Origin of the sequence: Streptomyces sp. IBSBF 3136, assembly GCF_036815105.1 — a bacterium.
Taxonomy (GTDB): Bacteria; Actinomycetota; Actinomycetes; order Streptomycetales; family Streptomycetaceae; genus Streptomyces.
The window spans coordinates 37,663-55,352 of record NZ_JAJSZC010000007.1 but is presented as its reverse complement, the minus strand read 5'-3'; the positions used below and the strand labels follow the sequence as shown (position 1 = coordinate 55,352).

At 70.3% G+C, this 17,690-nt stretch carries 16 protein-coding genes and 2 pseudogenes; 12 read left to right on the top strand and 6 right to left on the bottom strand.

Annotation, left to right across the window (positions count from 1 at the left end; all coding sequences use genetic code 11):
* Window positions 1-37 precede the first annotated feature (37 nt).
* Complete coding sequence (locus tag V7E45_RS02900; RefSeq protein WP_333772452.1) at window positions 38-1,306, top strand: cytochrome P450; 1,269 nt, start codon at window positions 38-40, stop codon at window positions 1,304-1,306.
* A 316-nt stretch (window positions 1,307-1,622) separates the two neighbouring features.
* Window positions 1,623-2,579 (top strand): diacylglycerol/lipid kinase family protein, encoded by a 957-nt coding sequence (locus tag V7E45_RS02895; RefSeq protein ID WP_333772451.1) that lies wholly within the window; start codon window positions 1,623-1,625, stop codon window positions 2,577-2,579.
* A 311-nt stretch (window positions 2,580-2,890) separates the two neighbouring features.
* Here V7E45_RS02895 and V7E45_RS02890 read toward each other — a convergent pair whose 3' ends face one another.
* Entirely contained in the window at window positions 2,891-3,619 is a 729-nt protein-coding gene (locus V7E45_RS02890; RefSeq protein WP_333772450.1) for a TetR/AcrR family transcriptional regulator, read from the bottom strand.
* A gap of 87 nt (window positions 3,620-3,706) precedes the next feature.
* Between V7E45_RS02890 and V7E45_RS02885 the strand changes: the two genes are divergently transcribed.
* The 5 genes and pseudogenes from V7E45_RS02885 to V7E45_RS02865 all read left to right on the top strand — a co-directional run bounded on the left by V7E45_RS02885 (window position 3,707) and on the right by V7E45_RS02865 (window position 7,917).
* Window positions 3,707-4,567, top strand: coding sequence for an SDR family oxidoreductase (locus tag V7E45_RS02885; RefSeq protein ID WP_333772449.1), 861 nt, complete (start codon window positions 3,707-3,709; stop codon window positions 4,565-4,567).
* A 185-nt stretch (window positions 4,568-4,752) separates the two neighbouring features.
* A pseudogene (locus V7E45_RS02880) lies at window positions 4,753-4,958 on the top strand (IS630 family transposase); the annotation flags it as partial.
* 345 nt (window positions 4,959-5,303) lie between these two features.
* Window positions 5,304-6,119 (top strand): phosphotransferase family protein, encoded by an 816-nt coding sequence (locus V7E45_RS02875; RefSeq protein WP_333772448.1) that lies wholly within the window; start codon window positions 5,304-5,306, stop codon window positions 6,117-6,119.
* A 153-nt stretch (window positions 6,120-6,272) separates the two neighbouring features.
* Entirely contained in the window at window positions 6,273-6,923 is a 651-nt protein-coding gene (locus V7E45_RS02870) for a nucleotidyltransferase domain-containing protein (protein ID WP_333772447.1), read from the top strand.
* 517 nt (window positions 6,924-7,440) lie between these two features.
* Entirely contained in the window at window positions 7,441-7,917 is a 477-nt protein-coding gene (locus tag V7E45_RS02865) for a nuclear transport factor 2 family protein (RefSeq protein ID WP_333772446.1), read from the top strand.
* Window positions 7,918-8,036: 119 nt separating this feature from the next.
* Here V7E45_RS02865 and V7E45_RS02860 read toward each other — a convergent pair whose 3' ends face one another.
* The 3 genes from V7E45_RS02860 to V7E45_RS02850 all read right to left on the bottom strand — a co-directional run bounded on the left by V7E45_RS02860 (window position 8,037) and on the right by V7E45_RS02850 (window position 11,239).
* Window positions 8,037-8,978: a sigma-70 family RNA polymerase sigma factor gene (locus tag V7E45_RS02860; protein WP_333772445.1), complete on the bottom strand. Its 942-nt coding sequence runs from the start codon at window positions 8,976-8,978 to the stop codon at window positions 8,037-8,039.
* A gap of 10 nt (window positions 8,979-8,988) precedes the next feature.
* Entirely contained in the window at window positions 8,989-10,242 is a 1,254-nt protein-coding gene (locus V7E45_RS02855; protein WP_333772444.1) for an NAD(P)/FAD-dependent oxidoreductase, read from the bottom strand.
* A gap of 508 nt (window positions 10,243-10,750) precedes the next feature.
* Window positions 10,751-11,239, bottom strand: coding sequence for a DUF3515 family protein (locus tag V7E45_RS02850; RefSeq protein WP_333772443.1), 489 nt, complete (start codon window positions 11,237-11,239; stop codon window positions 10,751-10,753).
* Window positions 11,240-11,861: 622 nt separating this feature from the next.
* Here V7E45_RS02850 and V7E45_RS02845 point away from each other — a divergent pair.
* Entirely contained in the window at window positions 11,862-12,401 is a 540-nt protein-coding gene (locus V7E45_RS02845; RefSeq protein ID WP_333772442.1) for a TlpA family protein disulfide reductase, read from the top strand.
* A 171-nt stretch (window positions 12,402-12,572) separates the two neighbouring features.
* Here V7E45_RS02845 and V7E45_RS02840 read toward each other — a convergent pair whose 3' ends face one another.
* Both V7E45_RS02840 and V7E45_RS02835 read right to left on the bottom strand, forming a co-directional pair.
* Window positions 12,573-12,917, bottom strand: a complete 345-nt coding sequence (locus tag V7E45_RS02840; protein ID WP_333772441.1) for a hypothetical protein — start codon at window positions 12,915-12,917, stop codon at window positions 12,573-12,575.
* 564 nt (window positions 12,918-13,481) lie between these two features.
* Window positions 13,482-14,141, bottom strand: coding sequence for an MSMEG_1061 family FMN-dependent PPOX-type flavoprotein (locus tag V7E45_RS02835; RefSeq protein ID WP_333772440.1), 660 nt, complete (start codon window positions 14,139-14,141; stop codon window positions 13,482-13,484).
* A gap of 175 nt (window positions 14,142-14,316) precedes the next feature.
* Here V7E45_RS02835 and V7E45_RS02830 point away from each other — a divergent pair, with 175 nt between their 5' ends.
* The 4 genes and pseudogenes from V7E45_RS02830 to V7E45_RS02815 all read left to right on the top strand — a co-directional run.
* Complete coding sequence (locus V7E45_RS02830) at window positions 14,317-14,856, top strand: ArsR/SmtB family transcription factor (RefSeq protein ID WP_333772439.1); 540 nt, start codon at window positions 14,317-14,319, stop codon at window positions 14,854-14,856.
* A gap of 17 nt (window positions 14,857-14,873) precedes the next feature.
* Window positions 14,874-16,148, top strand: a complete 1,275-nt coding sequence (locus tag V7E45_RS02825) for an MFS transporter (RefSeq protein WP_333772438.1) — start codon at window positions 14,874-14,876, stop codon at window positions 16,146-16,148.
* A 544-nt stretch (window positions 16,149-16,692) separates the two neighbouring features.
* Window positions 16,693-17,100 (top strand): STAS domain-containing protein, encoded by a 408-nt coding sequence (locus V7E45_RS02820; RefSeq protein ID WP_333772437.1) that lies wholly within the window; start codon window positions 16,693-16,695, stop codon window positions 17,098-17,100.
* Window positions 17,091-17,392, top strand: a pseudogene (locus V7E45_RS02815) (NADPH-dependent F420 reductase); the annotation flags it as partial. The gene V7E45_RS02820 and the pseudogene V7E45_RS02815, both read left to right, overlap by 10 nt.
* Between the last annotated feature and the right edge of the window lie 298 nt (window positions 17,393-17,690).

The window sequence follows — 17,690 nt, the reverse complement described above, 5'->3', positions numbered from 1 at the left end:
AGCGGACAGCACCGACAGGAAGAAGGAGGGGAGCCTCGTGGTCGAGGAAACCCCCTGGCAGCAGGCCCTCCGCTACGCCAACCGCGCCAACCCGTATCCGTTCTACGAGGAACTGCGCAAACAACCCGTGGCGCGGCAGCCGGACGGTACCTATGTCGTCAGCACCTACCGGGAGATCGTCGCCCTGTTGCATGACCCCCGGGTCAGTTCGGATCCACGGAAGTGTCCCGTTCCGGCCGCAGTCCGGGCAGAGGGCTCGGGGGAGGCGGTGGCCGAACCCATCAGGGAGGCGCTGACCGAGCCGAACATCATCACCTGCGATCCACCCGAGCACGATCGAGACCGCTCGATGATGATGCCGCATTTCGCCGGCCCGCCCCGTGCGCCTCATCTGATATCCGACCTGGAGCCCGACATCCGACGCATCGTCGACGGCCTGCTGGACGACATGAAGGGCAAGACCCGGATCGATGCCGTCGACGACTTCGCCTACCCCTTGCCGGTGACGGTGATCTGCAAGGTTCTGGGCGTGCCGCTGGAAGACGAGCCGCGCTTCCACCACTGGATCGAGACCGCACTGGACGCCCTGGACTTCGGCCCTGAGGCCGCCTCCGAGGAGATCCAGAGCCGGCAGGCCGGCGGCCGCCAGGCCGTGCAGGATTTCGGACAGTTCGTAGCACAGCTGCTCGACCGGTACGCCCAGCAGCCCGGCCCGGGCATGCTCTCGGCATTGGTGAACGAGGACGGCCCGGAGGGACGGATGTCCAGGGGTGTGCTCACGAGCAACGCCCTGCTCCTGATCTTCGCCGGACACGAGACCACGGTCAACCTCATCGCACACAGCGTGCTCACCCTGCTGCGCCACCCCGACGCGTTGGACAAGCTGCGCAGCCGGCCCGATTTGATCGTGCCGGGGGTGGAGGAGCTGCTGCGCTTCGAGTCGTCGGTGCAGTTCTGGCACACCCGCTCCGCCCTGGAAGACATCGACATCGCCGGCACCACCATCCCGAAAGGCGCGCCGATCTTCCTGGCGTACGGCTCGGCGAACCGTGACCCGGACCGGTTCACCGCCCCCGACATACTCGATCTTGAACGCCGCGACAACGAACACCTCGGCTTCAGCCAGGGCATCCACTTCTGCTTCGGCGCTCCGCTCGCGCGACTCGAGGTCCAGATCGCGGTCGGCGAGTTCGTCCGCCGGGTGCAGAATCCCCGGCTCGTCGAGGACCCGCCGCCGTACCGGCACAACCAGATCTTCCGCGGACCGCGGCACGTCCTGGTCGACATCGACGGCATCCGGGACTGACCGGTGTGCGTGTGAGGAGGGATCACCGTGCGGGCTGATCAAGTCGTCGTTGGCGACAACCGCGCGAGGTGCCGGTGCCGGTGCCCGAGCCGGCGCCGGGGCAGGTCCGGATCGCTGGTGAGCGCGCCCGATGCACAAACGCGGTGCGGTGGACGGTGATTGTCGGAGGGGTTGTCATGGAGGCGGCGGCTGTTGGTGTGATCGCTGATCCGGGCCGGTGGCCCTCGGCGCAGTCAGCAGGGGTCGTGGTGGCGGTAGTTCTGTCACCGCGAGTGGCGTGGGCCGGTCTGGCGAATGCCGCCTGTCGGATCCGGTCATGACGGATCAGGCGTCTCGGCCGGTGGCTGTTCGGCGGCCGTATCTGATCGTCAATCCGCGTTCGGGGGGAGGGAAGGCGAGCCGGTTCCGTGTCGTGGACAAGGCCCGCGCGCTGGGCGCTCAGGTTTTTCTGATCGATCCGTCCCGCCCCCAAGACCTCGCGGATGTCGCCCGCCAGGCGGTGGACGACGGCGCGGATCTGCTGGGCGCGGCCGGCGGGGACGGTACGCAGGCACTGATCGCAGAGGTGGCTGCGGAGCGCGGTCTCCCCTTTGTCGTCATTCCGGCCGGTACCCGCAACCACTTCGCGATGGACCTGGGGCTGGACCGTGCGGACCCTTCGGCCGCGCTCGAGGCACTCACGGACGGCATGGAGTTGCGCGTGGACCTCGGGTTCGCAGGCGAGCGGGTCTTCGTCAACAACGTGTCGTTCGGCGCCTATGCCGCCCTGGTGCAGGACCCGGCCTATCGGGACGACAAAATCGGCACGGCAGTGCGCATCCTTCCAGAATTCCTGGCCCGCCACGAGGGCCCGGAACTGGTGGTTCGCGCCGAGCTGCTCACCGTGGACGGGCCGGATGCCGTGCTGGTGAGCAACAACCCTTACCAGGTGGATGATCCGGCCGGGCTCGGCAGGCGTGCGCACCTCGACTCCGGCCTCCTGGGCCTACTGGCCGCCACGGCAGAGACGCCCGCCGAGACGGCCAGGAGGCTGCGCAGCGGGCAACCGAACCGCCTGACCCGTCTCGCCACGCCCGACGACGTCATCGTGGACGCCGATGTCCCCGTCCTCCACGCCGGGCTGGACGGCGAAGCGATCAGCCTGCCGACTCCCGTGCGGTGCCGCATCAGTCCTCGGGTGCTCCGGGTATGGGTTCCCCGGCATCGTCCCGGCGCCCACAGCCGGCGTCCTCTGACTCGCCGGCCGCCGACACAGGATTCCCCTTTGCCGTAGCCGCGGGCTCTCGTCATGGAAGCCAGAGGCCCGGAGATGTCGAGTACCAGAACACCGGCCCGGAGGGCGCCTCCGGGGAGTGAGGAGCGTCTCCGGCACCGGGGGCAGGCCGGCCGCCTTCTATGGTCTGGCCGCAGCCGTGCGGGTCGCGTCCGGCGGGGTGCAGGCGCGATCCGAGTAATTGTCAGATGGTGTGAAGTTGGGCGAGGCTGTCACCGGCCTTGCCTGCGGTGCTCTCCGGAGTTGCCCAGGTGTCACTCGGAAGATCTCTCGCCGGAGGTCTCACCTGCACGAGGGCTCCTGACGTGCGCTCAGCAGTGCGGAGCGCCTCTGTCCGCTGCAAGGCGGGTGAGCCACTCGCGCAGCAGGTGCTGCTCGGCGTCGCTCAGGACATCGGCATCGTCAGGGAGAGCGGCGCGCAGCGCGCGGGCCGCTGCCGCGGGGCCGGCCTCCGCGGCGGGGACGGTCGGTTCGGCGCGGGTGACGGCGGCGACCATGGCCTCGCGGAGGGTGGTCAGCAGCGCCGGATCGCGGCGGTCTGCCGGGGTGGAGTGCCAGGTGGTGACCGCGCCTCGGCCGGTGGCCTGGATGATCTGGGCGGCCAGTTCCTCGTCGACCCGTAGCCACCCCGCAGCCGCCAGTCGGCGCACCCGGCCATGGAGTATCTCCAGTCCCGCGCGGTGTGCCATGTCCGCTCCCCGGCCGGTGGCCCTGTCCATCACCGCGAACAGTTCGGGGCGGGAGACCCCGAACTCCACCACCATGTCCCAGCCCCGGCGCAGGTCCTCCACCGCGTCCTGCGGTTCGGGATCGAGCTGCGCGCGCTTGCTCTCCAGGAACTGCGCGTAGCCGTGCTCCGCTACGGCCTCGAGGAGGCCCTCCTTGTCGCCGAAGAGGCGGTAGATCGCCGGCGGCTGCATGCCGGCCGCGGCGGCGACCGCCCGGGTGCTCACCGCATCCGGGCCGCCCGTCTCCAGTAGCTCGACGGCTGCCTCGACGATGCGGTGACGAGGGCTGTCGGTGGTGTCGCGCGTAGCCATGAATCGATGATATCGGAGATTTGATTCCAGCGATATTCCAGTGTTAACGTCATGGTGATTCCACTGGAAACAGCGTCGGGAGAGCCCATGATCATCGTGACCGGAGCGACCGGAAAGCTCGGCCACCGCACCGTCGAACGCCTCATGGAGCGCGTCCCCGCCGACCGCGTCGGCGTCAGCGTCCGCGACCCCCGTAAGGCCCAGGACCTCGCCGACCGCGGCGTCCGTGTCCGGCAGGGCAGCTTCGACGACCCGGCCTCGCTGGTCCATGCCTTCGAGGGGGCCGAGCAGGTGCTCCTCGTCTCCCTGGACCGCACGGGAGAGGAGTGCGTCACCGGCCATCGCGCCGCCATCGACGCCGCCGTGAAGGCCGGCGTCGGCCGCATCCTCTACACCAGCCAGATGGGCGCCGCCCATGACTCCCTCTTCCAGGCGTGCCGCGACCACGCCCGGACCGAGGACCTGCTGAGCGCCACCGGCCTGCCCTGGACGGCGCTGCGCAACGGCTTCTACGCGGCCAGCGCCTTGCAGTTCCTGGAGTCCGCCCGTCACACGGGCGACATCGCCCTTCCCGCCGACGGCCCCGTCGCCTGGACCGGCCACGACGACCTCGCCGACGCCACCGCCGCAATCCTCGCCGAGGAGGGCCGCTTCGAAGGGCCCACCCCGCCGCTCACCGGCGCGGCGGCGCTCGACTTCGGCACCGTCGCCGAGATCGCGTCCCAGGCCACCGGACGGCCCTTCACCCGCACCGTCGTCCCCGACGACGCCTTCCGCGAGCAGGCCCTGGCGCACGGCACCCCGGCACCGATCGCCGACCTGATACTGAGCATCTTCGCAGCGGCACGTAATGGCGAGTTCACCGCCGTCGACTCGACGCTTGCCGAGCTGATCGGACGAGAGCCCGCCACCTTCGGTGCCCTGCTGGAGCGCGCCTGGGCCGAATAGACCCGTTGACAACGTGCAGAAGGCGCGGGCCCGCAAGGACGCACCCGGCGAACGCGCCGTCCCCGCCCGGGCAGAGCTGAAGACCAGAGCCAGTGCTCTGACCGGGATGGTTCGCCGGATCGCCTCTTCTGGCGGTTGGAAGTTCGGAAGCGCGGTGACGTCCGATCCGACCGCTGGGGGGTGTGGTGGCTGAGCCTGTCCGTATGCGCGGGTTGACCGACCAGGAGGGGCAGAAGCTGCAACAGATCGTGCGCGCCGGGGCAGCGCCAACTCGGTGCCTTACCGGCGGGCGATGATCCTGCCGGCCTCGGCCGGCGGGAACGGAGTCCCGGTGATCGCGAAACTGGTCCAGGCCGACGAGGACACGGTCCGGGACGTGATCCACCGGTTCAGATGACACCGGCGACCTCACACCCGCTCAGTGCGTGGCCATGCTGCCACGGCTAGAAGCGATCGTCGGCGAGCGGCCACAAGTCGTCGACGATCCCGTCCTCCAACGGCGCATCAAGGACACCCGCCAACTGATCGCCGTCGTGAACTACTGCGTTAGGCAAGGGTGTCCCACTCGATTCCCGCTGAGTAGGGGTCCAGAGCTGTCCCGCCCCGCTCGGTCCAGCCGCTGAAGTGCGGGCTGGTCACGGGGCACGTTCGTACGGTGCCCCCGGGTCCTGGCCCAGTGGCCCGCCGCGCCAGTGCGAGAGCCGCGCGGGGACGGGGCCTGGCAGGATCCCCTCCCATGAGTGCTGTCCACTTCTCCACCCACGGGATCGAGATGGGCGCGGGTCGCGTGATCAAGCGGTTCGCGTCGCGGGACGACGGCCGCGCCGGACGTGAATGGCAGGGGCTGACGCTGCTGTCCACTCACGCTCCAGGGCTGGCACCCGAGCCCGTGAAGGCGGACCTCGTGGCGGACAGACCGGTGGTGGTGATGTCCCGTCTGGCAGGTGTTCCTCTGCGGGGCACCGTCATCGGCGAGAAGGAACTTGCGGCGCTCGTTGAGGCCGTAGCCGCGCTTCATCTGGCTGTGCCGGGCGATGTCCTTGGTCGGGTTCCGCCCAGACCGGGGCTGCCGGGCGAGCTTCTGGGGCGAATCGACGGGTGGGCGGCTGACGTGCCCTCCCAACGGGGGTTGGTGAGGCAGGCCATGGATGCCGGGCTGGCCTGGTTGCAGCGTTCCATGCTGTCGGCCGGCGCCCCGCAGGACCTCCCGGAGGTGTTCGGACCCGGGGACGGCAATCTCGCCAACTACCTGTGGGACGGCTCCAGGGTCCGGGTGGTCGATTTCGAGGACTCAGGGCGCAGCGACCGCGCGTTCGAACTGGCCGAGATCACCGAGCATGTGGGCAGCTGGGTCGAGGAACCCTCGGATGTCCCCGCCTTCCTCGGCCAGTTCGATCTTCGGCCAGCGGAGCGGGTGCGGCTGGGGGAGTGCAGGAGACTGCTTGCGCTGGTCTGGCTGTTCCTGCTGGCCGGAGATGATCCGGAGCATCCGCGGAATCCGGCCGGCACCGTGGACAAGCAGGCGGCCCGGGTGCTGGAGCTGCTCGGCTGACCGACCACAACCCTGCCGTGCAGGACGGCCTGGAGCCGCCTGACGCCCCGCACGCATCTTCCACCTCTTTCCTCGGCGGCCTGCCGGGGGAAGGCGGTGCCCGGATCCGTCCGCAGCGCCGCAACCCCTGGGCTGGGACGTTAGGTTGTTTCGATGACCGAGCCTTCACTGCCCGGCTTGCCCGGCGGCGCTGTCCTCGATGCAGGCGAACTGGACGCCCGCTGGGCGGATGCCTGGCGGCCGCACCAGATCGCGCAGCGGCTGACCGGGGTCAGCGTGCCCTGGTGCGTCGTGGCCGGGTGGGCCCTGGATCTGTTCCGCGGTGCGCAGTCGAGGCCCCACGGCGATCTGGAGATCGCGGTACCGGCGGCACAATTCGCGGAGATCCGCGGCCGTTTCGCCGAGTACGAGTTCGACGCGGTCGGCTCGGGACGGCTCTGGGCACGGGCAGGAGCCACCGCGCTCGCGGTCACGCGCCAGACCTGGGTGCGTGATCCGGCGAGCGGACAGTTCCTCTTCGACGTCTTTCGCGAGCCGCACGAGGGCGGGACGTGGATCTACCGGCGGGACGAAAGCCTGCGGCTGCCCTACGACGCGATCATCGAACGGACGCCCGACGGCATCCCCTACCTGGTACCGGAGCTGGTGGTGCTGTTCAAAGCGAAGGCGCCACGTCCCAAGGACCACGCCGATTTCGAGGGCGTCCTGCCGCTGCTGACCCAGGCACGGCGCGACGCTCTCGGTGGATGGCTCACGCAAATGCACCCCGGGCATCCATGGCTGGCGAGACTCGCGCGAGAGTGAAGCGGCCCCCGAGGGGCGACCCTACGTCCTCACGCTGATTGCGTTCGGACTGTTTGGGGGTGGGCATATGGGGCTGGTCACAAGTCTCTGACGTCCGTCTCGACCTCGTTCTCGGCGTCCGGTGTTGTGACCTGGGGGTTCGCCGAGTGCACCATGACCTCCGCGTGATGCGGCACGTCGACTGCCGAGCGGGAGCCGATGCGGTCGAGAACCGACTTCGCCGCCCGAAGCCCCCTGCCTGACCCGGTTCGTCGGCACGGATGAGGCCGGCCAGGGCGGAAGAGGCCAGTGCCGGTCGCTGTCGACGCCCGGTCCAACGCTGTGCGCCGTGCGGACGACGGGCGGCTACGGATTGTGGCAGGCCCGCCAGCATCGCCGGTTGCGGTGTGTCGTCCTCGGCTGTGCCTGCGAGCGCGCCACCGTAACGCGGTCCTGAGACCGGTGAACGCGGCATCTGGCAGCAAGGGGTCAGGCAAAGGAGTCGTGGCCGCGTAGGCAGGGCTGGTAGGAAGTGGAGATGACTACCAGTGATATCAACCCGATGGAGCGTCTCCTGGCGGAACGGTCTTGTGAACGCTTGATTTTGGAATTCGTCCGCCGGCTCGACCTGGGTGACCCGAGCACCGTCTGTGACCTCTTCACCGCCGACGGCGTCTGGGAATGGCCGTATGACCAGCGGCGGATCGAAGGCAGGGAGGCTCTGCGCGAGTACTTCGGCTCTCGACCGGTGGATCGGTTGTCCCGGCGCATGTGCACGAACATCCTGGTCACCATCGACTCGCCGGACACTGCCGCAGCGACCACCTACTTCGCGACCTACCGAGTCGACGGCTATACAGAGGGGGCACTGGTGGCGCCCCGACTGCCGGCGAACATCGGCCACTACCAGGACACTTTCCACAAGATCGACGGCTCGTGGCTCATGGCGACACGCACCCTCGTCCTGCCTTTCGGCGGGCCGACCGAACGCCTGGACAGTCCCAGCCAGTCCTGATCGACACGCAGCCCTCAGCACGTGACGGTGTTTTCTGTCTTCGGGCCGCCCTGGGGTCGGCGAGCTGGTGCGACTTGGTGCTGGTCGAGTTCGCTGAGTGGTGGCCTGAACGGAGATGGTCACCAGGTGTGGAGGGCGGGCGTGCCGCTGTCGTGGTGTTGCCAGGCTGCGTTCAGGCGCGTGAGTCGGTCTGCGGCGGCGATGCCGTACAGGGCGGTGACGTGGCGGTCGTCGACTTCGAACACCACGGTACCCACGACCCGTTGGCCGACCACGGCGATGACGGCCGGGCAGCCGTTGACCGTTGCGACATGCAGCGCGGGGGAACCGCCGGCCAGCCGCCGTTTGGCCGGCGTGGGCCTGAAGCCGGCGCGCACGAAGGTGGCGATGCGTTCGCGAGTGGTGTGGCGCAGCAGCCGCCTGGCCAGCCCGGCGCCGTCGGAGACGGCGGTCGCGTCCTCGGTGAGCAGTGCCACCAGGTGCTCGGTGCGCCCTGACACGGCGGCGGCCAGGAACTCCTCGACGACCCGGCGCGCAACGGCGGGGTCGGCGAGGCCTTGTCCGCGGCGGCGTTCGGCGGCGAGGCGGGCGCGGGCCCGGTGGAGGTGCTGCTGGCTGGCGGACTCGGTGATGTCGAGGATCTGGGCGATCTCCGCGTGGCCGTAGGCGAACGCCTCGCGCAGTACGTAGGCGGCCCGCTCGGTGGGCGAGAGCCGCTCCATGAGGGTGAGCACCGCCAGGGACACCGATTCCCGTTGCTCGACTGTGTCGGCGGGATCGAGCATGGGGTCGCCCTGGAGGAGCGGCTCGGGCAGCCAGGCGCCTGCCGTGCGTTCGTGGCGTGCCTGCGCCGACCGCAGCCGGTCGAGGCAGAGGTGGGTGCAGACCTTGGTCAGCCAGGCTTCCGGTACCTCGATATGGGCACGGTCGGCGGCCTGCCAGCGCAGGAACGTGTCCTGTACGGCGTCCTCGGCGTCGGCGGCCGAGCCGAGCAGGCGGTACGCGAGCGAGGCCAGCCGGCTCCGGCCGGCCTCGAACCGTTCGACGGCTGCGCTGTCCATGCCAGGAAGCCTAGGCGGTAGCCCCCACCCCGCTTGGTCCGGGTGCGGCGGCGAGGCGGCGGGCCCGTGCGGGGAGGCCGAAGGTCGGGTGGGCGACGTTCCACCCCGCGCCCTTGAGGATGCCCGACTTCAGCCGGGCGGCACTTCGGCCGCTCAGGTACCAGGACTTGGAGCGGACGTCGGCATCCACCATCTGGAAGATCGCGTCCCTCCGGCCGAGGCTGAGGTGGTTGCCGTAGTGCTTCAACCCGGTCAGTGGGACCTCACGGCCGGTCAGGCGTGCGGTGATCGCGGCGGTCGCCTGCTGGGCGGTGAAGCCGGCCGTCGCGCAGGACATCGGCAGCGGCCGCCCGTTGTCGCCGACCGCGCAGGCGCAGTCACCGGCGGCGTAGACGTCCGGGTGCGAGGACGAACGCATCGTGCGGTCGACGGCGATCCGCCCGCTACCGGTGACCTTGAGGCCGCTCGCGGCCGCGAGGGGGTGCACGGCGAACCCTGCCGACCACACCGTGACGTCGGCTGTCAGCGACCTGCCGTCGGCGGTGACCGCCCGGCCCGGTTCGACGGCCTCAATCCCGGTGTGCTCGTGGACGGTGATGCCGAGGCGGTCGAACGCCCGGCGCAGGTGACGGCGGGCCCCGGGGGACAGCCAGGCACCCAACTCGCCGCGGGCGGCGAGCGAGATGCGCAGGTCGGGCCGCGACTCGGCGAACTCGGTGGCGGCCTCGATCCCGGTCAGCCCCTCACCGACGACCAGCACACCGCCGCCCGCGCCCAGACGGTCCAGACGCTCACGCAGCCGCAGCGCCGAGGACAGACCGGTCACATCGAAGGCGTGCTCCGCCGTACCGGGGATCCCGTGATGGGCCACCGAGCTGCCGAGGGTGTAGAGCAGCGTGTCGTAGGCGAGTTCGCTCTCGCCGTGCCTGCCGTGGCCGCCGTTCTCGCCGCCCTCACCGTGCCCGCCATGGTGGTCGTGTCCGCCGTTTCCGCCGGTGAGGGTGACGGTCTTGCGCTCGGGGTCGAGGCCGGTGACGCGGGCGAGGCGCAGCCGTACCCCGGTGCCGGCGAAGACGTCGGCGAGCCGGCGGAACGCGACGTCCCTACCGCTCGCGAGCTGGTGCAGCCGCATCCGCTCGACGAAGTCGGGCACGGCGTTGACGACGGTGATCTCGGTGTCGGCGGGGGAGAGCCGGCGGGCCAGGTTCCCGGCGGCCCAGGCCCCGGCGTATCCGGCACCAAGGACGACGATGCGGTGCTTCATGACGTTGCTCCTGTCTCGTTCGTGCCCCCTGAACGAGACGGCGCCCCGATTACTGACAGAAGCAGCGTGTGACGTGGGTCACCGGGGCGACGGTGGGCGACTTGGTCTCCGGGTATGCGGGGGAGATACGTCCCCGATGGCGGTCGGAACCGGCTGCTCGAACGGTCCGGCCGCTTGGGGGGGCGTCCGATTGCTCGGGCGTCTCCGGTGGGCAGCGAACGGTGCCCCGAGTGTGGGCCCGGGGCACCGAGATCGCTGCGGCAGCCGCTTTCCTTATGCCGCAGCGATGCCTGTTCGTGCTGCGGTGCCATGGTGGCCTGTAAGTTGCGCGGACCGCTCCTGTTGGACCGGACACGTCACTGACACGTCACTTCCCCGGAAGGGCTGGGGGAGGGAGCGGAGGGCCATGGCAGCATCGAGAACCCGCTGCCGGACCAATTCGCCGCGCCTCGTGCCCCCACCAACGCAGCAGCCCGTACGCGGCAAAAGGCAGGTCCGTGGTCAGCGGTCACCGTGAGGGTATGCAGTGGTAGGTCTGCCGGATCGGGGCGATGAGTTTGGACAGTTCCACCAGGGCGGCGTCGGTCTGGACCGGGCCGTTGAAGACGACCTGGGTGGCCGGGGTGCGGCCGTAGCTGACGATGACCTTGCGCGTACCCGCGGACTGCGCCCGGTCGATGATCCAGTCAACGCCGTCGACCGCGAAGCACGGATCAGGGGTCAGGTGCGGGGGAGTGACCCCGCAGCGTAGAACGATGTCCTGCTTCCCCCACACCGCCACGCCGGCAAGACTGCTGTCGCGGCGGGGCAGGCCCCCGAGCGGGGTGGGAGCGGTGTCGGTGATGCGCCGGCAGTGCGGGGCACCGGAGGCCTTCGCCGGCTGTAACCCGGCATCCGCGTCGGTCCCGGTGAAAGCATGAACGGCCAGGGCCGCGCCGGCGGTGAGCAGGGCACCCCCTGCGGCGAGAACGAGTCGGGTACGGCGTGTAAGAGGCATGCGCGACGGTCGTCTTCCCGGATGGGGCGGCTGGGCCCGGCCCACGTTAGAACACGGCGGCAGACGCACCGCACGCGGCACCGGCAGCCCCCTTGAGCCGCGAGGCCGAGCGACGGGCCCGCCCGTGACACCGGTGAGGCCGGTTTGCCCGGCCACCCCGGGTGCCCGGCCGCCCCGGGTGCCCGGCCGCCCCGGGTGGCCTGCGACCCCCAGCAGTCCCCGACCGAACTGTCCCCGACCGAACTGTCCGCCCCGGTCCGGCAGTTGTGCTGTCCGGGCGCCATGGGCAGCGGCGGCGGTTACCGCGCCCCGCCCACGGGACCGTGGGGGACTGGGAGGACAATGATCGTGAAGCGGCCCGCCGTCGGGGCCCGCACCACATAGAGGATGAGGTGACCGTCATTTGGCGCAGAGCCGTTCCGTTCGCGCTCACGCGCCGTCTACGTGGCAGCAGCTGACCATGCGGTGCCGCGGCCGCGCGCGGACCGTGCGTAGAGACGGCCGGACCCCCATTGACACGAAGGATCCCGCACAGCCGATGACGACACCCCGCCGACCCCGACAACCTCGCCGAACCGAACGAACTCCTCTGGCAGTAGCTGTAGTTGCGGCCCTGTTCTGCGTGATCGTGGCCGGCTGCTCGACGCCCGCCCCGATCGGTGACACGTCCTCCTCCGGTCCCCTCAGCCAGACCCTGAAGGAAGACGAGCGGCCGCCTGCTCCTGACTTCTCCGGGCCCACGCTGGAGGGCCGCACGGTGCATCTGTCCGACTACCGGGGCAAGGTCGTGGTGGTCAATGCCTGGGCGTCCTGGTGCGGCTCGTGCCGTATCGAGGCGCCCGAGCTGAAGAAGATCCAGCAGCGCTGGAAAGGCCGGGATGTACAGGTCCTCGGGATCGACCACGACAACAACCGCGCCGACGCACTCGCCTTCCAGCACGACCACCATCTCGGCTACCCGTCCCTGCACGACCCGTCAGGACGCCAGGTCCTGAAACTTCCGCACGGCCTGGTCAACCCCCAGGCCCTTCCCTTCACGATCGTCGTGGACCGGAAAGGGAAGATAGCGGCCACCCAGATGGGAGCGGTGACCGAGACCGCGCTGACGAAGGCCATCACCCCGCTGCTGCACACTGCCGAGAAGACCCCCGCCACTTCCTGACCCCGGCCGGCGAGTGACGGCCGCCCCGTGCACAACCCGGCGGGGGACGGCCTCGGCTGCCGGACCAGACGGTCTCGAACACCTCCACCTGCCGGACCACATGCCCGTAGGGGGCCGACTCGAAGTAGAACCAGATCGCGCCCCCGTCCCAGAAGCAGCGGATCCGGCGCGTCACTGGTTCACCGCATCGAAGGGCTCATCGTGCCAGCGCCAGTCGGCGGTGCCGTCGTCATGGAGGCGCAGCATGAACTCGGTGACCTCGCGGCCGTCGGGAAACGTCAGGGTCAGTGCACCGCGGATCCGGGCGTAGCAGGCGTCGGCCTGCTCCCAGTCCTCCTCCTCGACGGCCCGCTCCTGCTCGCGGAAGAGGGGACGGAACTCTTCGAAGCCGGGCAAAGTCTCGACGGCGGCGTGGGTCCAGGGCATGTCGGCGCCGGTCACGGTCAGCCGGGCGATCTCCTGGCCGCCGTGACGGAGCCGCCAGACACTGCCGGCGGCAAGGGCATGATGGGTCATCTCCCTATGATGGCGATCACCCCTGACACACACCCGGCCGGGACCTCCGCACGGCAACAGCGATCGGTGACGGGGCGCGCCCCTTGCGCGCGGCACACGCAGACGGGGTACGAAATCCGAGCCCCCAGGCCGCGTTCGGGCCGGCGAAGCCCGTTGCGTGTGTGATGGTGCATGGCGGTGCTGTCGTCCGGCGGAGAGGGCAGGATTCGAACCTGCGTGGGCCCCCAAAGGGGCCCGACCTGTGAGGCGTGCTCGCTGGTCCCCGATGAACCACTCCGGGCACCTCTCCTCGTGTCCGGCCCCAGGGTTGTACCCCTTGCGCCGTTCACAAGCACCACAGTGGCAGGAGTCGCTGACGGCGCCCTGACACCGCCCGGCGAGGCTCGTACGGGGGTGCGGTTGAGGCCCGTATGGGGCTGCCGTTGCGCCCGGCCGCCCGGCCGCCCGGCCGCCGGGCCAGCCGCCACTGCCGCGGGCCGCGGGCCGCGGCGGTGCGAGCGGGCGCCCCGTGGCCGGAAGAGGGGACTTGGCGCACTGCCGGTTCAGCGGTTGCCGTTCGGCCCGTTACTCGTAGCGGTACTTCAGCGAATCCGCCTCCGCACGCTCGATGTCGGCGATCGTCAGCTCCGGCATCCGCAGCTGGGCCAGCGTCACCTCGGCCGAGGTCGGCTGGGCGTCGGCCGACAGCCACTGCTCCGGCTTCCAGGCTCCGCTGCGCAGCAGGGACTTGGGGCAGTGCGGGTAGACCTCTTCGATTCCCACCACGAGCGCACTGGCCGGTGGCTTGCCCACCGCGGTCAGCTGCTCCAGCAGCTCTGGGCGGGTGGAGACGCACGCCCGGCCGTTCACCCTGAGTGTCGTGGTGCGCCCGGGAATGACGAACAGCAGCCCGGCCCGGCCGGTGGCGATGACGTTCTGCAGGGTGTCCAGGCGCTTGTTGCCGGTCGCGTCCGGTATCGCCACGGTCCGTGAGTCCAGGACGGCGACGAACCCTGCGGGGCCGCCGCGCGGGGAGACGTCACAGTTGCCCTCGGCGTCCGTGCTGGCGACCAGGACCAGCGAGGAGCACGCGATCAACCGCCGGGTCTGTTCGCTGAGTTCGGTCATCTGCTTGCGTACGGCCGCGTCGCTGGGCAGTGCGTAGGCCCGGCGCAGCGTCTCCTGGTCGGGCACGGCGTCGAGGCGGAGCGTGTCGAAGGCACTGCCGGCAAGGGGTGGTGTCATGCCCTGACCCTAGTGAGCCGGACGCGGACTGATCCGGTCGGGGGCGCGCGGGGCCCGGAAGACACCCGAGAGAGTCGTCTGCGAAGGGGCTGGGCGGCCTGACCGGACAGCAGTTGCTCCAAGTCCGCGCGAAATTCCCTTGCTCAATGGTCAAGAGTCGTTGACCATTGCTCGTATGCCCACAGACGATCTCCCCGAGACGCTTCACGTCACCACGGACGAGCAGCTGCGCGCCGTCTCCAATCTCACGCGTCACCGGATCATGGCCGTGCTCCGCTTCGAGCCCGCGACGATCACGCAGATCGCCGAGCGGGTCGGCCTCGCGAAGGGAAGCTCCAGTTACCACGTGAGGCTGCTGGAGCGGGCCGGCCTGGTGAAAGTGGTGCGGACGCGGAAGGTCCGGGGAGTCACCGAGCGGTACTACGCGATGGCCGCGCGGGCGCTCGTGCTGCCGGAGCCAGGCGAAGGAGGGCCGGACGTGCTGATGCGGCATGCGGTGGCGGACCTGGAGGCGTCGCCGGTGGAGAGTGAGCGGCACGTACGGATGGTGCATCTGCGGCTCACCCAGGAGCAGTTCGCACAGCTGGGGGCGCGGCTGCAGGCACTGGCGGACGAGTACCGCGAGCTGTCCGACCCGTCACTGCCCGACGCGTCACTCGTCTTCGCACTGTTCCACCCGGCAGCGCCCCAGCAGACCGAGGGGGAAACCAAGTGACCGCAGCCGTAAGAAAATTGCCGACCGGGTTCGGACGGCTGTGGACCGCGCAGACGACCTCCTCGTTCGGCGACGGGGTGACACAGGCCGCGCTGCCGCTGCTCGCGTTGACGCTGACGCGCGATCCGATGGCACTCGCCGTCGTCACGGCCGCGGGAACGCTGCCGTGGCTGCTCTTCGGGGTGCTCGGCGGTGCGCTGGTGGACCGCTGGGACCGCCGGCGAACGATGTGTCTCGCGGACACGGCACGTGCGGTGCTGCTCGCGATACCCGCGACGGCGGCCGTGCTCGACGTGCTGAGCATGAGGCTGCTCGCGGCCGTCGCCTTCCTGCTCGGCCTCGGCGGGATCTTCTTCGACACGGCCGCCACGGCCTATCTACCCGATCTGCTCCGCCGCGATCCCGCACTCCTTCAGCGCGCCAACTCCCGCCTGCGCGGCGCCCAGACCGCCATGTCCGGCTTCGCGGGACCGCCCGCGGGCAGTGCGTTGCTCGCGCTCGGGAGGGCGGTTCCGCTGCTCACCGACGCGGTGTCGTTCGCGCTCTCCGCACTGCTTGTACGTACGCTGCCCGCCCTGCCCCGGCCCGTGCCGGAGACCCGGGAGTCGCTGCTTGGGCAGGCGCGGGCCGGGGCCGCGTACGTCGTGCGGGACCGGTTGCTGCTCGGCCTCGCGCTGCGCCCGGCGGTCGGGAACATCGCCTTCCTCGCTGTGGAGACCGTCCTCGCCCTCTTCGCGCACGACCGCCTCGGCATCAGCACCTACGGCTTCGGCCTGCTCCTCACCGCGGAGGCCACCGGCGGCCTGCTCGGCTCGGGCATCGCCTCCCACCTCGGCCGGCGACTCGGCACCGGCACCGCACTGACCTGCACAGCCGCCGTCGAGGGGCTGGCCATCCTGGGCCTGGCCGCTGCCCCGAACCCGTACGTGGCCGGCCTGGCGCTCGCCGTCTGCGGGGCCGGCATGGGCGCCACCATGGTGCTCGGGCCCTCCCTGAGGCAGGCGATCGTCCCCGCCCACCTCATGGGCCGGGTCGCCTCCACCTCCCGCATGCTGGCCATGTGCGCCGCCCCCGTCGGGGCCTTCCTCGGCGGCTGGCTGGCGACCACCTACGACATCCGCACCCCGCTCTACGCCGCCGCCGGACTCCTCCTGGCGATGACAGCCGTCACGGCATCCATGACCGCCAACCACCGGGTCGAAGCGGCGCTGCGTGCTGCCGCCCCGGCCGGCGCCACGGATTCTCCGGGAGGCAAGGTCACAGCCCAGGACAGTGCCCCCGAAGCGTTGTGATGCCTGCCACGACGGGGCGCAACATTTCGGATGTCACGCCCCCGGGTGGCGCAACGAGCGGCCGGGCCGGTCGGGTGTGCCGGCCGTCAATTTCCCTCGCGCTTGGGAGGCGTTCGGGCCCCGGGAAGGCGCGTATCGTCCTGACGGCGATCCCCTTCGACGATCGTTAAAAGGCGGCCCGGCCGAAAGTGTCGCCTGCCTTACACGCCTTCGACGAGGCTGAAGTCAAGGGCTGGTTCCTCAGTCACCACACCGATCTGCGGGCCTTCTACAACCGGACTGCCTCCACGGGGGCATGCCGTCGTCAAGGCCTTCTGGTACTGAGCCGCAGTCTTCTCCTCGGCTCGCGGCTACCTCAGCCCATTTCACCTGCGCCGTTGAGGACGCAAGGCCCTCAGGGGGTCCTGAGGGCGGTCGGGCTGCGTGGCACCGGGGCCTTCGCCGCCCCCCCCGGACCCCGCTACCCCGCCACTTCTGCGCGGATGAACGTCACCGGACGGGGTAACCGGGCTGCTGCCGTCTGAAGCTCGTCCGAGGAGAACTTGTGAATGAACCAGCAGATCTGGGTGTCGAGGTGGCTGTGATCAGCTCCGACGCCGCGATCATCACCGTCTGCGGAGAGCTCGACGCTGACACCGACCTCGTCCTTCAGCACCAGTTGGCCGGCCAGGTGGTGCACGGACGACGTCACCTGGTGCTGGACCTGGCGGACGTGCCGTTCATGGACTCCTCCGGGCTGCGTGTCATCGTACGGACCGTCAACGAGGTGCGGAACGTCAACGGATCCGTGTCCCTGGCCGCGCCCAGCCCAGTGGTGCGACGCGTACTCGACCTGACCGGGGTCGGCATGAGCTGCCGGATATTCGACACCGCGGACGCGGCCTGTGAAGCTCTCCTCGGCCGGCAGGGAGAGGTGTCGGAAAGCACGGTGGGTGACACGGCGGATCGATAGCGGATCCACCACGACCAAGCCTTGCGGGCACTCCGTCGGACCGCCTCGTCGCCCTGCGCGAGGAACTGCGCGGCAAGCTCCTCGTCGACGTCTCCAACGCCACCTCGACGGACCGGACGGACTGCCCGCCGACCTGATCGACCCCAGCTCGAGTCTCGCCGGGCACCTCCAGGAGGTGCCCGGCGAAACACGCGTCGTCAAGACACTCAACACCATGCTCTTCCCGGTGATGACCGCGCCGGCCACGCTCACCCAGGCGCCCGGCGCCTTCCTCTGCGGCGAGGCCCCGCAGTTTCCCGTTGCCGGCAGAGCGGACCCGTACCCCGGCTCCGGCCGCATGAGCCCCGACGAGGGCCGGCGAACCACCGCGGGCACGAACAGCAACAGCGCGTCCGGACACCGCGGCCGGACCTCGCCGAACGGAGAAGACGTGCCCGACCGCCGCGGCCCGTGCGGTTGCCGAGTTCGCGACGCTGCGACCCCGCACTCGCGAGTACGGCGCCGAGCGGCGGCCTAGAGGCCATTCGGCACCGTCTGGCGGAGCTGGCCCGGCAGCCGCGCGAGGATTGCCGTGCCATCGAACCGAGTGG